Below are 13,441 nucleotides of genomic sequence, written 5' to 3'. Positions count from 1 at the left end.
GGGTTCCTTCCCAGGTGACCGGCCTTGTGCGGCCGTTCTTTCCAACCGACGAACGCGCCGCGCCGGAACGGATGCCTCCCGGGGGACGACTTTTCAGGCGCGCCCGTTCGGGGCGGTCTCGCTGAGGCGGCGGGCCAGGTAGCGGTGCTCGGCGTCGTTGGCGGCCAGGTCCAGGGCACGGCGGTAGGCGGCGGCGGCCCCGTCCGTCCGCCTGCTCTCGGTGTCGGATCGTGTACGGCCCCCTACCATGGCGTCATTGCCGGGACCTACGTGAGGCGAGGCGCTGGTTGTGGCCGTTTCGTGGCAGTGGCTCCGTACGAGACTCCGGCCGGGCGACGCCCACAGCCCTGTCGACGCCCGCAGCCGTGTCGACGGCCTGGCCGCCGAGCACGTCGAACGTGATGACTCCTCGGCCGCGCTGGCTCTCCTCCGCGATTACGGGATCGCCGATGCGGCCGCGGCCGCGCAGGTGGCCGACCTGCTGCTGGCCCGGGACCGGGTGGACGACGCGATCGCCGTGCTCCGCGACTGCTCCGAAAGTGCGGAGTCGCCCGCGGAACGGGCCCTGGCCGCCCGCTCGCTGACGTACCTGCTGGCCGACCATGACAGGACCGACGAGCTGCGGGAACGGGCCAGGGCCGGTGATCCGGACGCGGCCGAGCGCATGGTCATGTGGCTGCTCGAACGGGACCGCGGCAGCGACCTGCGCGCCCACGTGTCCTCCGGCGGCGGCTACGTGTCGGACCGGATCATCCTCGCCCTGCGCGACAAGGGGTACCGGAAGCTGGCCGACCTCGCCGTCCGGAAGCATCCGGACCGGGTCGGCTACGCCTCGGCCGAACTCATGGTCGCGGAGATGGCACGTCAGAGCCGCTACAGAGAGGCGATCCCCTTGCTTCGCGCCTTCGCCGAACGGAGCCCCGAGGCGGCGCACCGGCTCGTGGACTTCTGCCGCAGACTGGGTGACGCCGCCGGGGCCGCCGAGGCGTACCGCCTGCAGTCCGGGACCCTGAACGACTACGACGCGGGCCCCCTGATCGGCCTGTTTCTGGAGAGCGGCCGGATGGACGACGCCATGCGCGTTCTGCGGGACCACCCCACCGCGGCCGACGAGTTCACCACGTCCTGCCTGGTCGAGTTGATGGCCGTCCGGGACGGCGCGCTGGACGAGGCCCTGTCCGTCCTGCGTCGCTGTTGCCGACCGAGGGCGGAGGAGCACCTCGTCGACCTCGTTTCCCGGCCGGAGCGCATCGAGGTCGTGCGCGCGTCCCCCGACGAGGCCGCCGCCATGGTCGAACGGACCATCGGCGCCGGCGACATCGACGGGGCGCTCGCCCTCCTCCGCGTCCGCGCCGCCGGAGGAGACCCCCGGGCGGCCGAACGGCTGGCGGCACTCCGGCGGGACCGCGCGACCGATCCGGAGCTGCGCTCGATCGACCTGCTGACGAGCACGCTGTACGACCTCCGCGTAGGCCGTGACCTCGGTCCCGTGCCGTACTCCATCAAGGAATGGGAACGAGGCCGCGTCCCCGACCCCGAGGGGGACGCCGACGCCCGGCTGGCCGCGGCCCTCCGCGACGCCGGTGCCGTCCCGAGCGTCCCCGGCGGTGAACTGCCGAAGCCCGCGACCATCCGCACGCTCCGGGACCACCTTCACACCGAGCTGCAGCAGCGGATCGGCGACGATGGGCCGTATGAGGTGCGGGTGACCCCCGGGTACCACTGGGACGTCCGCGACGAGCACGGCATAGGCGCGTACTTCGACGCGTCCGTGAACAGCAGGGGCGAAGTCGAGTTCTCGTTCCTCGATGACCTGTACCCCGCGACGGAGGACGGCTGGCGGGCCCTGATGACCGCCGTGAACGACTTCGGCGGCCACCGCAAGCACATCCGTCTCTTCGTCAACCCGTACGCCGACTGGAATCTCCCACGCGGGACGCCCTGAGCGCGGGTTCCCGCTTCATCGGCCGTTCGTTGACCGGGGTTCGGGAACTCGCAGAATGTCGAGGATGGGCACTCCAGACCGGTTCAGGGCGGGCCAGGGCGCGTCGGCGGCGCTGCGGAGGGCGGGCCGGTGACGGGGCTGGATCCGGGGGTGGTGGCGGGGCTGGTGCTGCTGGCGGTGGCCGCGGGCGTCGGGATCACGGCGGTGGGACCGGGCGGGGTGCTGGTCACCGCGGGGCTGGTGGCGCTGACGCCGCTGTCTCCGGCGCAGGTGGCGGGCACGGCGCTGGTCACCAACGTCGCGACGGGGGTGCTGGGCACGGCGGTGTACACGCGGTCGGGGCAGTTGCGCGAGCCGCGGACGCGGCGGACGGCGGTGCTGCTGTGCGCGGGCGCGGCCGCCGGGACGCCGGTGGGGGTGGTGCTGAACGGGCTGGTGACGGGCCGGGTGTTCGGCATGCTGCTGGGGGCGCTGGTCGCGGTGACGGCGGTGCTGGTGCTGGTCCGGCGTCCGGGCGGGCGGGGGTCCGCGGCGGGCGGGCCGGGGTGGCCGGTGACCGCGGCGGCGGGTGCGGGAGTGGCGGCGGCGGGCGCCATGTTCGGGGTCGGGGGGCCGATGCTGTGCGTGCCGCTGCTGGTGGGGCTGGGGGTGCCGGTGCTGTCGGCGCTGGCCGCGGCGCAGGCCCAGTCGGTGGTGATCGCCGGCGCCGGGACGGTCGGGTACGTCGCGGCGGGCGCGGTCGACTGGCCGCTGGCGGCGGTGGTGGGCGTCCCGGAGCTGGCGGGGGTGCTGGCGGGGTGGGTGATCGCCCGGGCGGTGCCGGCGGGGGCGCTGAAGGCGGCGCTGGTGGTGAGCCTGCTGGTGCTGGCGCCGTATGTGGCGCTGCGCGGCTGAGTCGTCCGGTGGGCGGCGGGGAGAGCAGGCGGTCGGCGGGGCCCGGCCAAGCCCCGTCGCGGCGTGGGCGGGTCAGGTGCGGGCGCGCAGGCGGCGGAGCATGCGGGCGTCGGTGAAGCCGACGGCGCGGGCGGCGGCGTCGGTGGTGGCGCCCTGCCCGATGAGGTGCTCGGCGCGTTCGAGGCGCAGCTCCTGCTGGTAGCGCAGCGGGGTGAGGCCGGTGGCGGCGGTGAAGCGGCGGGTGAGGGTGCGTTCGCTGACGCCGGCCTCGGCCGCCAGGACGTGCAGGGGCAGGGTGCGGGTGTAGCGGGCGTCGATGAGGTCCTGGGCGCGGTGGACGGCGTCGCTGACGTGCGCGCGGTGCCGGAGCAGCGCGCTGGCCTGGGGCTCGTCGCCGTTGCGGCGCGCGTACACGACCATGGCGCGGGCGGTGCGGGCGGCGGCGCCGGGGCCGTGCCGGGAGGCGACCAGGTGCAGGGCGAGGTCGATGCCGGAGGCGATGCCGGCGGAGGTGATGACGCGGCCGTCGGTGACGTACAGGACGTCGCGGACGACGGTGGCGCGGGGGTGGCGGCGGGCCAGGGCGTCCTGGAGTTCGTGGTGGGTGGTGCAGCGGCGCCCGTCGAGCAGCCCGGCGTGGGCGAGGGCGAACGCTCCGGCGCAGACGGAGGCGACGGTGCCGCCGGCGGCGTGGTGGCCGGCCAGGCGGCGGGCGGCGTGGGCGGAGACGGGCGGGGCGTGGGGTTCGCCGGTGCCCCAGCGCCACCCCGGGACCAGGACGATGTCGTCCGCGGTGAGGGCGGGCCAGGCGGTGGGCGCCTGGAGGGGGACGCCCTGCGCGGTGGGCACGGTGACGGGCGCGTCGGCGGGGCGGGTCTCCTGCCCGCTGCCGGGTGCGGGCAGGTCGGCGACGTAGGCGAGCCGGTAGGGCAGGCCGGCGTCGGCGGCGGTGCCGAACACCTGGGCGGGCCCGGCCAGGTCGAGCAGGTGCAGGCCGGGCACGAGCAGGAAGACGACGCGGGTCACGATCCGGTCAGCCTACCGGGGCGGGGGCGAGGTCGTCGAGGGAGGCGATCTCGGCGAACCGCCGCGCCAGGGCGTACTCGGTGCGGGCGATGATCTGGTCGGTGGGCAGGGTGGCGGGGTCGGCGAGGATCTCGGCGAGGGGGCGGCCGGGCGGGGCGTCGCGGTGCTCGATGGGGAAGGTGGCGGTGGCGTCGGTGACGAAGGTGACGCGGTAGCCGAGGTCGGCGGCCAGGCGGGCGGTGGTCTCGCAGCACTGCTCGGTCTGGATGCCGCAGATCACGACCTCGCCGACGCCGCGCTCGGTGAGCAACTGCTGCAGGCCGGTGGTGGTGAAGGCGTTGCGGGAGGTCTTGGTCATGACGGGCTCGCCGGCCGCGGGGGCCAGGCCGTCCATGAGGCGGACGTGGCCGAGCGCGGGGTCGAAGGCGTTGCCGGTGCCGGGTTCGGCGTGCAGGACCCACACGACCAGGTCGCCGGCGGCGCGGGCGGCGGCGGCCAGGCGCGCGGCGCGGGCGGCGATGTCGGGTGCCGAGACCGCGTCCCAGTTGGGGCGGCGGCGGAAGGACTCTTGGACGTCGATGACGAGGAGTGCGCGGTTCATGGTGTCGATCCTGGCCGGGCGCTGCGGCGTCCGGCAGGCATCATCGCGGCGGGATGCGGAACGATCCGGTCACCGGCCGGGGCGGGGACGGGGTAAAGGATCTCGGGCGGGGGAGGGAGGGGACGTTCTGGGTGGGAATCCCCCGAGGTGAGGGGGTCTGCGCGAGTGAGGGGGACTCGGCATGGGCGGAGGCGGCAGGGGGCACGCGCCGGGCGTCAGCATGGGGGTGGAGGAGGAGTTCCTGCTGGTGGACGCGGCGTCGGGGCAGTGCGTCGCGGACGCCGAGGACGTCCTGGAGCGGGCCGGGCCGCACCGCTGGCGCGCGTCGGGCGGCTCGTTCCACACCGAGCTGCTGGGGTCGCAGGTCGAGGCGGTGACCGGGGTGTGCCACGACCTGGCGGGCCTGCGCGCGCAGCTGCGGTACGGGCGGGCGCGGCTGGCGGAGGCGGCGCGCGCGGCGGGCGCGCTGCTGGTGTCGTCGGGGACGCCGGTGCTGGGCGGCGATCCGCCGGCCGCCGCGCGGGGCGAGCGGTTCGCGGCGATCGTGGCCGCCTACGGCGACGTGGTCGAGGACTACCAGGCGTGCGGCTGCCACGTGCACGTCGGCGTCCCGGACCGGGAGGCCGCGGTGGCGGTGGTGAACCACCTGCGGCCGTGGCTGCCGGTGCTGGTGGCGCTGGCGGCGAACTCGCCGTTCGACCGCGGGCGCCCCACCCGCTACGCGGCGCGCCGGATGATGGAGATGGCGCGGTTCCCGGGGGCGGGCGTGCCGCCGTGGTCGGCGTCGGCCGCCGACTACGACGCGCGGGTCGCGGCGCTGGTGGAGTCGGGGGCGCTGGTGGACCGGGCGATGACGTTCTGGCTGGCGCGGCCGTCGCCGCGGTGGCCGACGGTGGAGGTGCGGGCCGGGGACGCGGCGGCGACCGCGGACGAGGCGGTGCTGCAGGCCGCGCTGGTGCGGGGCCTGGTCGGCGCGGCGCTGGCGGAGCTTTCGGCGGGCAGGGAGGCGCCGCGGGCGGACGCGCAGGTGTGCGCGGCGGCGCTGTGGAACGCGGCCCGGCACGGCCTGGACGGCGCGATGGTGGACCCGGTGGCGGGCCGGGCCGTCCCGGCGTGGCGGCTGGTGGACGCCATGGTCGCCCGCGCGGCCCCGGCACTGGAGGACGCCGGTGACCTGGACACGGTGTTCACGCTGGTGGAGGGCGTGCGCCGGGCGGGGACGGGCACGGACCGGCAGCGCCGCGCGGCCCGGCGGGGCGGCCCGCGCGCGGTGGTGGCCATGCTGGCGCGCCAGACCGAGTCCGGCGGCCTGGCCGCGGGCGCGGGGCCGGGCACGGAGGGCGGGCCGCTGGGCGGGGCGGCGGAGGGGCCGGGGGAGCCGCCCGGCGCGGCCCCAGGGGAGAAACCGGGCGTATGGGACGCGAGTGAGCGGGTACCGGAGCCGGACGCCCCTTGACGACGGAGGAGAAAATGACCGTTCAGCAGGAACGACCGCCCTCCCGCGGTCCCGGCGCGGCCGCCCCGGCGGCGGGCTTCGGGCCCGGTGCCGCGCTCGGCCCGGTGCGGGCCCGCGCCGACCGCGCCCCGGTGCTGCCGGCGCCGCGCGGGCCGCTGTCGCGGGCCGTGGCGGCCATTCTGGCCTCCGGCCCGCCCCCAGGCCCCGTCCACGACCCCGCCGACACGCCGCGGACCGCCGGGCTGGTCGCCGAGACGCAGGCCTGCGACCCCTACGGCGAGGATTTGCAGCTGGCCCTGCACACCTGCTACGAGCTGCACTACCAGGGCTTCGCCGGCGTGGACCCCGACTGGGAGTGGGATCCGGGGCTGCTGCGGCTGCGCGGGGCGATGGAGGCGGTGTTCCTGGCGGCGCTGCGCCGCGACGTGTGGCGGACGGCCGGCCCGGAGGCGGCCCGGGACGTGCAGGGCGCGCTGGAGGAGCTGCTGGTCGAGCCGGTGGGCGCGCGCGGCGTGTCCCATCACCTGCGCGACGAGGGCGCGTGGTGGCAGGTGCGCGAGCACGCGGCACTGCGGTCGGTGTACCACCTGAAGGAGGCCGACCCGCACGCCTGGGTCATCCCGCGGCTGCGGGGGCGGGCCAAGGCGGCGCTGGTGGCGGTGGAGAACGACGAGTTCGGCGGCGGGCGCCCGGAGATGACGCACCAGGGCTTGTACGCCGACCTGCTGGACGACCTGGGGCTGGACCCCTCCTACGGCGCGTACGTGGACGCGGCGCCGGCGGTGATGCTGGCGACGGTGAACATGATGTCGCTGTTCGGGCTGCGGCGGTCGCTGCGGGCCGCGCTGGTGGGGCACTTCGCCGCGGCGGAGATCACCACGGCGCCCGCGGCGCGGCGGATGGCGGGGGCGCTGGAGCGGCTGGGCGCCGGCCCCCGGGCGCGGCTGTTCTACACCGAGCACATCGAGGCCGACGCCGTCCACGAGCAGGTGCTGCGCCACGAGGTGATCGGCGGGCTGCTGGAGGCCGAGCCGGGCCTGGCCGGGGACGTGGTGCTGGGCGTGCGCGCGACGGGCCTGCTGGAGGACCGGCTGGGCGACCACCTGCTGGGCTGCTGGCGGGCGGGGCGCTCGGCGCTGCGGCGCCCGCTCGCCGACGCGCCGGCCGACGCGCCGGTGGCCGGGTGAAGGGGCGAGGAGGCCGATGATGCTGTTCAGGCCGCCGGGCGTGTACCGGCCGCAGACCGACACCTCGCTGCTGACCCGGGCGCTGCTGGCGTCGCTGGCGCGGGCGGGGGCGCCGCCGGGGGCGCGGGTCCTGGAGCTCGGCACCGGGACGGGCGCGGTGGCGCTGGCCGCGGCGCGGGCCGGCTGCGAGGTCGTCGCGGTGGACGCCTCGGCGCAGGCGGTGCTGGCGGCGCGGGTGAACGCGCGGATGCGGGGCCTGCCGGTGCGGGTGCTGCGCGGGGACCTGTTCGCGCCGGTCGCGGGGGAGGAGTTCGACGTGATCGTGGCCAACCCCCCGTACGTGGCGGGGGAGGCCGACCCGGCGTCGGTGCGGGGCCGGGCGCGGGCGTGGGAGGCGGGGCCGGACGGCCGCGCGCTGCTGGACCGGATCTGCGCGCAGGCGCCGGGGCATCTGGCGCCGTCGGGGACGCTGCTGGTGGTGCATTCGGCGCTGAACGGGGTGGCGGCCACCCTGGTGGGGCTGCGGGACGCGGGGATGCGGGCGTCGGTGGTGGCGCGGCACCGCGAGCCGTTCGGGCCGGTGATGCGGCGCCGCGCGGGCGCGCTGCGGTCGCGGGGGCTGCTGGTCGCCGGGCAGCGGCACGAGGACCTGGTGGTGGTGCGCGCCGACCGGATCGGGGAGGAGGCGCGCGATGACCGCGACCGGGCGGCCGCCTGAGGCGCCCGCCGCACCGCCCGGGCCCGCCGCGGGCGCGGCCGGTGCGGCGGGCCCGCCCGGAGGCGGGGCCGGCGGCCGGGAGCCGCGCCGGGTGCGGATGGTGCCGGGCGGGCCGGTGCTGGTGGAGGGCCCGGTGGAGGTCGTGCTGGAGGACGGGTCGACGGTGGTGTCGGACCGGTGGCTGGTCGCGCTGTGCGCGTGCCGCCGCAGCCGCTCCTACCCGTTCTGCGACACCAGCCACCGCCGGCGCCGCCGCGACCGGCCGGGCGCGGCGGCCGAGCGCGAGGACGACTGAGCGGAACGGCGCCGGACCGCGGTCGTTGAGACTCCTCGCCGCACGGCACGCCGCCGCACGGCCATGCGCCGGGCGGCGGCGTCTTCCAGGCGTCGTCGTGAAGGCGGTCGGATCCGGGGCGGGCGCGTGAGCGGCGGCGGTCAGCCGCCGAGGCTCTCCAGCGCGGTGTCCAGGCGCTGGGCGAGGGCCTCGATCTGCTCCTCGTTGGCGCCGGTGTCGAGTTCGGCGATCACGGCCTCCCTCGTGGTGATCACCATGGCCTCCTCGGGGCCCTCGCCGCGCCCGGGGTCGGTGGGGACGACGGCGGCGCGGCCCCCGACGACGACGAGGGCGGCGTCGCGGTCGCTGGAGGCCAGCAGGGTGTGCAGGTGCTCGGGTGTGATCGTCGGCATCGGGTGACCTCCGGATCTGGTCGGGAGCGGTCGGACGTGGCGGCTGTCGGACGTGGCGGGGCGGTCAGGGCTTCTGGCCGACGCCGGTGGCGATCTCGTGGCCGCGCATCCGGCCGCCGGTGCCCGGGGCCAGCGGCGGGGTGCCGCGGCCGGCGCCGGTGCGCAGCCCCTCCAGGAACTCGCTGATCGCTTCGCGGGAGGTGTGCCGGGGCGTCCAGCCGAGCTCGTCGCGGGCCCGCGTGGTGTCCATGAGCGGGATCTGCAGGGCCAGGTCGAACAGGGCGGGCGAGGCGGGCACCAGGTGCAGGCTCCACGCGGCGGCGATCGCGGCGCGCACGCCCCGCGCGGGCAGCCGCACGGTCCGGGCGCCGAGCAGGTCGGCGAGTTCGGCGGCGTCCAGGACGGGCTCGGCGGCGAGGTTGAAGGCGCCGCGGGCCTCGCCGGTGGCGGCGAGCCGGAACGCCTGCCCGGCGTCGGCGGAGTGCAGGACCTGCAGCCGCAGGCCGGGCAGGTCCGGCACGACCGGGATGAGGCCCGGGCGGGCGAGGCGGCCGGGCAGCAGCGGCCCGGCGAACAGGCGGCGCTGCTCGCCGGCGCTCTGCCGCTCGAAGACGAACCCCGGCCGCAGCCGCACGACCCGGCATTGCGGGTTGGCGGTCTCGAAGGCGTCCAGGAGCCGTTCGACGTAGGCCTTCTCGCGGCTGTAGGCGGCCTCGGGCCACCCGTGGGTGGGCCAGGACTCGTCGACCGCGCGGTCCTTGGGGCCGGGGGAGTAGGCGCCGACGGAGGAGGAGTACACCAGCGCGGGCACGCCCGCGCTGGCGGCGGCGTCGAACACCCGGGCGCTGCCGACGGCGTTGGAGTCCCAGGTGACCGCGGGCCGGTGGGTGGGCTGGAACAGCCACGCCAGGTGGACGACCACGTCGGCGCCGCGCAGGAGCGGGACCAGGTCGGTGTCGGTGACGTCGGCCTCGGCCCAGCGCAGCTTGCCGGTCCCCTCGGGGTCGGCCTCGCGGGCGCCGCCGGGGCCGGGGTCGCGGCGGGCCAGCCCGACGATCTCGGTGACGGCCGGGTCCCCGGCGAGCGCGCGGACGGTGCTGGTCCCGATGTTGCCGGTGGCGCCGGTGACGACGACGCGCATGGCGATCCCCCCTCGTCGGCGGTCCACCTCCGGGGATCGTCCCCGCAGGTGGACGGCCCCATTCCCGTCCCGCGCCGATGTATGCCCACCGCCGCACCGGCGGTGCCGCCCGGCGGTGCCGCCCGGCGGTGCCGCCCGGCGGTGCCGCCCGGCGGGGGAGCGCGCCGGGTCAGGCGGGCTGGGGTTCGCCGGGGCGGCAGCGCAGGCACGGCCGGTACCCGGCGGCCCGCGCGGCGGCCAGGTCGCGGAACCCGCGCCGGTGGCCGGGGGTGATCCGGCGCGCGTCCCCGCACGTCGGGTAGCACACGATCCCGGTGGTGTCGGAGCCCACCAGCCGCACGCCGCGCCGCGCCAGCTCGGCCGCCTCCTCCACGTCGACGTCCTCGGCGCGCAGCAGCCGCTCCTTGGCGCCGGCGCCGAAGACGTAGTCGCCGAGTGAGCCGTCCGAGCGGGTGACGCGGTGGCAGGGGATCAGCAGCGGGACGGGGTTGCGGCCCAGCGCCGACCCGACGGCGCGCACGGCCTTGGGCCGCCCGGCCTGCCGCGCCACCCACGCGTACGGGCGGGTCTGCCCGCGCGGGATCCGCGCGGCGGCGCGCAGCACGGCGGCCTCGAAGTCGCTGAGGCCGCGCAGGTCCAGGCGCAGCGGGCCGAGCCGGCCGGTGCGCAGGGCGGGCACGAGCCCGGCCGGGGGGCGCTCGGCGGGCAGCAGGGGCCGGGCGAAGCGGGCGCGGAACGCCGCGGCGAACTCCCGGTCGTCCATCCCGGCGCGCAGGTAGGCGACGCCGTGGTCGGTGAAGGCGACCTGCAGGCCCTCCAGGGGGCCGGGGACGTGGACGCGGCGGGCGGCGATGCGGTCGAGCAGGGCGGGGGGCGCGTCGGCGGCGAGCCCCGCCAGTTCGCCCGCCAGGCCGCCCGCCCATTCGCCGGCCGGGTCGCGGTGCCCGTCGAGGTCGCCGGCCAGCGGGTCGGGCGTGCCGCCGGCGGGATCGGTGCGGTTCATCGGTGGCCCCCTTTCTGCTCGGGGTGGGCTGCGGTCCGGCCGGGTGCGGCGCGGCCGGGGCCGGCCTGGTCTGCCTGGTCTGCCTGGTCGGTCGGGGTGCGGTCGGGTGCGGCGCGCAGGTCGCGCAGGCGGGCCAGGCCGCGGGAGATGTGGGACTTGACGGTGCCCTCGGGCAGGCCCAGGACGGTGGCGATCTCGGCGACGGGCAGGTCGGTGACGTGCCGCAGCACGACCGCGGCGCGCTGCTGGTGGGGCAGGCGGGCCAGCAGCCCGGCCAGCTCCCGGCCTGTCTCGCGGCGGGTCGCGGCGTCCTCCACGCCCTCGCCGGGGTCGGGCGGGTCGGGCGCGTCCTCGATGGGGGCCGCCGCCGGGCGCCGCGAGGCCGAGCGCAGGCTGTTGCGCCACACGTTGGTCAGGATCGTCAGCAGCCAGGCCCGGGGCTTCAGCCCGGCGATCCGTCCCGCGTCGTAGCCGGCCAGCGCGCGGTAGGCGCGCAGGAACGCCTCGGCGGACAGGTCCTCGGCCTCGGCCCACCGCCCGCACAGCCGCAGCGCCGTGGAGAACACCGCGCCCCGGTACGCCTCGTACAGGGCGGCGAACCCGTCGTCGAGGTCGCGTGCGAGGGCGGCGGCGACGCGCGCGCCCGCGGTGTCGCCGCCGCCGGTGCCGCCCGTCGCGGTGTCCGCGGCGCGGTTGAGAGCTTCGTCCGTGACCGTCACATCCGTTCAACACCGCCGCGACCGGCGCGGTTGCAGCCGCGCGGCGGTGCGGCGGCGGGCCGGATCGGGCCGTTCGCCGGGGCCGGGCGGTGCGGTCAGCTCAGCCAGCCGGGGCGGATCATCCCCGTCTCGTAGGCCAGCACCACCAGCTGCGCGCGGTCGCGGGCCCCGAGTTTGGCCAGGATACGGCTGACGTGGGTCTTGGCGGTGGCGGGCGACAGCACCAGCCGCCGCGCGATCTCCTCGTTGGACAGGCCCGCCGCGACCAGCTCCAGCACCTCGCGCTCCCGGTCGGTCAGCGAGCTGAGCTCGGCGGCGGGCGGCGGCGCGGAGATCCGGGACGCGAACTCGGCGATCAGCCGCCGGGTCACCGTGGGCGCCAGCAGCGCGTCGCCGCGCGCCACCACCCGCACCCCGTGGATCAGCTCGGGCGGCTCGGTGTCCTTGACCAGGAACCCGCTGGCCCCGGCCTTGATCGCGCCGTAGACGTAGTCGTCCAGGTCGAACGTCGTCAAGATCACCACCCGGACGTCGGCCAGCCGCGGGTCGGCGATGATCCGCCGGGTGGCCTCCAGCCCGTCCAGGACGGGCATGCGGATGTCCATCAGCACCACGTCGGGCCGCAGCTCGCGGGCCCGTGCGACGGCCTGCTCCCCGTCCCCGGCCTCGCCGACGATCTCGATGTCGTCCTCGCCCTCCAGGATCGACCGGAACCCCGCCCGGACCAGCGTCTGGTCGTCGGCCAGCATCACCCGGATCACGCGTTCTCCTCTGTCTCGCCCATTGCGCTCTTCCCGTCCTTCCCGCCCTTGCCGCCCGGCCGGTGCGGTTCCGGCGGGTCGCCGGCGCCGTCCAGCGGCAGCCGCGCCCACACCCGGAACCCGCCCGCAGGGCCCGGCCCCGCGGTCAGCTCACCGCCGACCGAGGCCGCCCGCTCCCGCATGCCCCGCACCCCGTTGCCGTCCGCGGCCCGCTCGGCCGGGCCGGCGCCGTCGTCGTCCACCCGCACGACCACCTCGCCGGGGAACAGCCGCACCTCGACCGTCACCGCCGCGGCCCCCGAGTGCCGGACGGCGTTGGTCAGCGCCTCCTGCACGATCCGGTACCCCGCCAGCCCGACCGGCGCCGGCAGCTCCTCCAGCGCCGCCGTCCCCGGCGACCCCGGCTCGGGCAGGTCGCCGGACCGCCGCACCGCCAGCCCGGCCGCGGCGGTCTGGTCCAGCAGCTCACCCACCCGCGCCAGCGACGGCGGCGGCGCCGGCGGCCGCTCCGCCGCCCCGGCCCCGTCCGGTTCCGCCGCGTCGACCTGCCGCAGCACGCCGAGGACGCCGCGCAGCTCCCGCAGCGTCTCCTTGCTGGCCGCCTTGATCGCCTCCAGCGCCGCATAGGCGCGGGCGGGGTCGTCGCGGCGGTGCAGCGCCGCCCCGGCCTGCACGTTGATCAGCGAGATCTGGTGCGCCAGCACGTCGTGCAGCTCGCGCGCGATGCGCAGCCGCTCGGCCACCGCGCGGCGCCGCGCCTCGTCCTCGCGGTCGCGTTCGGCCGCGGCGGCGCGCCGCTCGGCGGCCTCGGCCAGGGCGCGGCGCCCGCGCACGTACTGCCCGACCGCCACCGTGACCAGCAGCCCCAGCGACAGCGACGCCACGCTGCGCGCGTCGGTGACCGCGTCGGGATCGCCGCCCCCGCCGCGCAGCGACGCCGCCGCCAGGAACCCGGCGTTGACGACGATGACCGCGCCCAGCGACACCGCCAGCCGGCACTCCACGGCCGCGTTGAACAGCGCCAGCCACAGCACCACCGCGACCGGCCCGTCCGGGTACCCCAGCGGGTAGTACAGGGGAGGCACCACCACCGCGACCACCAGGACCGCGACCGGACGGCTCCGCCGCCACGCCAGCGCGGCCGCCGCCACCGTGATCAGCGCCAGCCCGCCCGGCCACAGCGGCCGGTCCCCGGGCTTGACCGCCGCCTCGCTCATCGCCACCGACACCACCAGGACCGCCGCCGCCAGCAGGGCGTCGGCCGCCCGCCCGCGCGGCCACCGCGCGCCGCCCGCGATCCGCC

15 protein-coding genes are annotated in these 13,441 nt (G+C 77.7%); 6 read left to right on the top strand and 9 right to left on the bottom strand.

Annotated features, from left to right (window positions below):
* Positions 1-93 precede the first annotated feature (93 nt).
* Positions 94-249 carry a hypothetical protein gene (locus tag AB0C21_RS18090; protein ID WP_500205361.1) on the bottom strand — a complete coding sequence of 52 codons (156 nt, stop codon included), beginning with the start codon at positions 247-249 and terminating at the stop codon, positions 94-96.
* Between the two features lie 40 nt (positions 250-289).
* Here AB0C21_RS18090 and AB0C21_RS18085 point away from each other — a divergent pair, with 40 nt between their 5' ends.
* Together AB0C21_RS18085 and AB0C21_RS18080 are read left to right on the top strand one after the other, a co-directional pair.
* Positions 290-1,945 (top strand): tetratricopeptide repeat protein, encoded by a 1,656-nt coding sequence (locus AB0C21_RS18085; RefSeq protein WP_500205359.1) that lies wholly within the window; start codon positions 290-292, stop codon positions 1,943-1,945.
* A gap of 129 nt (positions 1,946-2,074) precedes the next feature.
* Positions 2,075-2,839 carry a sulfite exporter TauE/SafE family protein gene (locus tag AB0C21_RS18080; protein WP_500205358.1) on the top strand — a complete coding sequence of 255 codons (765 nt, stop codon included), beginning with the start codon at positions 2,075-2,077 and terminating at the stop codon, positions 2,837-2,839.
* A 72-nt stretch (positions 2,840-2,911) separates the two neighbouring features.
* On the opposite strand, the gene AB0C21_RS18075 is transcribed toward AB0C21_RS18080, so the two are convergent.
* Entirely contained in the window at positions 2,912-3,865 is a 954-nt protein-coding gene (locus AB0C21_RS18075; protein WP_500205357.1) for a GlxA family transcriptional regulator, read from the bottom strand.
* 7 nt (positions 3,866-3,872) lie between these two features.
* Positions 3,873-4,466 (bottom strand): cysteine hydrolase family protein, encoded by a 594-nt coding sequence (locus AB0C21_RS18070; RefSeq protein WP_500205356.1) that lies wholly within the window; start codon positions 4,464-4,466, stop codon positions 3,873-3,875.
* 181 nt (positions 4,467-4,647) lie between these two features.
* Here AB0C21_RS18070 and AB0C21_RS18065 point away from each other — a divergent pair, with 181 nt between their 5' ends.
* The 4 genes from AB0C21_RS18065 (at position 4,648) to AB0C21_RS18050 (ending at position 8,122) form a co-directional block, all read left to right on the top strand.
* Positions 4,648-5,922: a carboxylate-amine ligase gene (locus AB0C21_RS18065; RefSeq protein WP_500205355.1), complete on the top strand. Its 1,275-nt coding sequence runs from the start codon at positions 4,648-4,650 to the stop codon at positions 5,920-5,922.
* Positions 5,923-6,026: 104 nt separating this feature from the next.
* Positions 6,027-7,109, top strand: coding sequence for an iron-containing redox enzyme family protein (locus AB0C21_RS18060; RefSeq protein WP_500205769.1), 1,083 nt, complete (start codon positions 6,027-6,029; stop codon positions 7,107-7,109).
* Positions 7,110-7,125: 16 nt separating this feature from the next.
* The gene (locus AB0C21_RS18055) at positions 7,126-7,827 is read left to right on the top strand and encodes a HemK2/MTQ2 family protein methyltransferase (RefSeq protein WP_500205354.1); all 702 of its coding nucleotides are present in this window, start codon (positions 7,126-7,128) and stop codon (positions 7,825-7,827) included.
* Complete coding sequence (locus AB0C21_RS18050; RefSeq protein WP_500205353.1) at positions 7,802-8,122, top strand: CDGSH iron-sulfur domain-containing protein; 321 nt, start codon at positions 7,802-7,804, stop codon at positions 8,120-8,122. The genes AB0C21_RS18055 and AB0C21_RS18050 overlap by 26 nt, the downstream gene beginning before the upstream one ends.
* Before the next feature lie 140 nt (positions 8,123-8,262).
* Here the strand turns inward: AB0C21_RS18050 and AB0C21_RS18045 are convergent, their stop codons facing one another.
* The 6 genes from AB0C21_RS18045 to AB0C21_RS18020 all read right to left on the bottom strand — a co-directional run.
* Positions 8,263-8,514, bottom strand: coding sequence for a hypothetical protein (locus AB0C21_RS18045; RefSeq protein WP_149258392.1), 252 nt, complete (start codon positions 8,512-8,514; stop codon positions 8,263-8,265).
* A gap of 64 nt (positions 8,515-8,578) precedes the next feature.
* Positions 8,579-9,655 (bottom strand): NAD-dependent epimerase/dehydratase family protein, encoded by a 1,077-nt coding sequence (locus AB0C21_RS18040; protein WP_500205352.1) that lies wholly within the window; start codon positions 9,653-9,655, stop codon positions 8,579-8,581.
* A 169-nt stretch (positions 9,656-9,824) separates the two neighbouring features.
* Positions 9,825-10,658 (bottom strand): methylated-DNA--[protein]-cysteine S-methyltransferase, encoded by an 834-nt coding sequence (locus tag AB0C21_RS18035; protein WP_500205350.1) that lies wholly within the window; start codon positions 10,656-10,658, stop codon positions 9,825-9,827.
* Entirely contained in the window at positions 10,655-11,377 is a 723-nt protein-coding gene (locus tag AB0C21_RS18030) for an RNA polymerase sigma factor (RefSeq protein ID WP_500205348.1), read from the bottom strand. Before AB0C21_RS18030 ends, AB0C21_RS18035 begins: the two co-directional genes overlap by 4 nt.
* A gap of 95 nt (positions 11,378-11,472) precedes the next feature.
* A complete protein-coding gene (locus tag AB0C21_RS18025; protein WP_500205347.1) occupies positions 11,473-12,138 on the bottom strand; it encodes a response regulator in 666 nt (221 codons plus the stop codon).
* Positions 12,135-13,441: sensor histidine kinase (locus AB0C21_RS18020; RefSeq protein ID WP_500205345.1), on the bottom strand; the 1,307-nt coding region annotated here is incomplete at its 5' end. The genes AB0C21_RS18025 and AB0C21_RS18020, both read right to left, overlap by 4 nt.

Source organism: Spirillospora sp. NPDC049024 (assembly GCF_040649235.1).
In the GTDB taxonomy this organism is placed as follows: Bacteria; Actinomycetota; Actinomycetes; order Streptosporangiales; family Streptosporangiaceae; genus Spirillospora.
The sequence above is the reverse complement of the archived record's forward strand: the minus strand, read 5'-3'. Positions and strand labels throughout refer to the sequence as shown.

Excerpts from the sequence above, each read along its gene's own strand:
- AB0C21_RS18090 (WP_500205361.1), bottom strand. The coding sequence starts at position 249 with ATGGTAGGGGGCCGTACACGATCCGACACCGAGAGCAGGCGGACGGAC.
- AB0C21_RS18070 (WP_500205356.1), bottom strand. The coding sequence starts at position 4,466 with ATGAACCGCGCACTCCTCGTCATCGACGTCCAAGAGTCCTTCCGCCGC.
- AB0C21_RS18065 (WP_500205355.1), top strand. The coding sequence starts at position 4,648 with ATGGGCGGAGGCGGCAGGGGGCACGCGCCGGGCGTCAGCATGGGGGTG.
- AB0C21_RS18055 (WP_500205354.1), top strand. The coding sequence starts at position 7,126 with ATGATGCTGTTCAGGCCGCCGGGCGTGTACCGGCCGCAGACCGACACC.
- AB0C21_RS18050 (WP_500205353.1), top strand. The coding sequence starts at position 7,802 with ATGACCGCGACCGGGCGGCCGCCTGAGGCGCCCGCCGCACCGCCCGGG.
- AB0C21_RS18045 (WP_149258392.1), bottom strand. The coding sequence starts at position 8,514 with ATGCCGACGATCACACCCGAGCACCTGCACACCCTGCTGGCCTCCAGC.
- AB0C21_RS18040 (WP_500205352.1), bottom strand. The coding sequence starts at position 9,655 with ATGCGCGTCGTCGTCACCGGCGCCACCGGCAACATCGGGACCAGCACC.
- AB0C21_RS18035 (WP_500205350.1), bottom strand. The coding sequence starts at position 10,658 with ATGAACCGCACCGATCCCGCCGGCGGCACGCCCGACCCGCTGGCCGGC.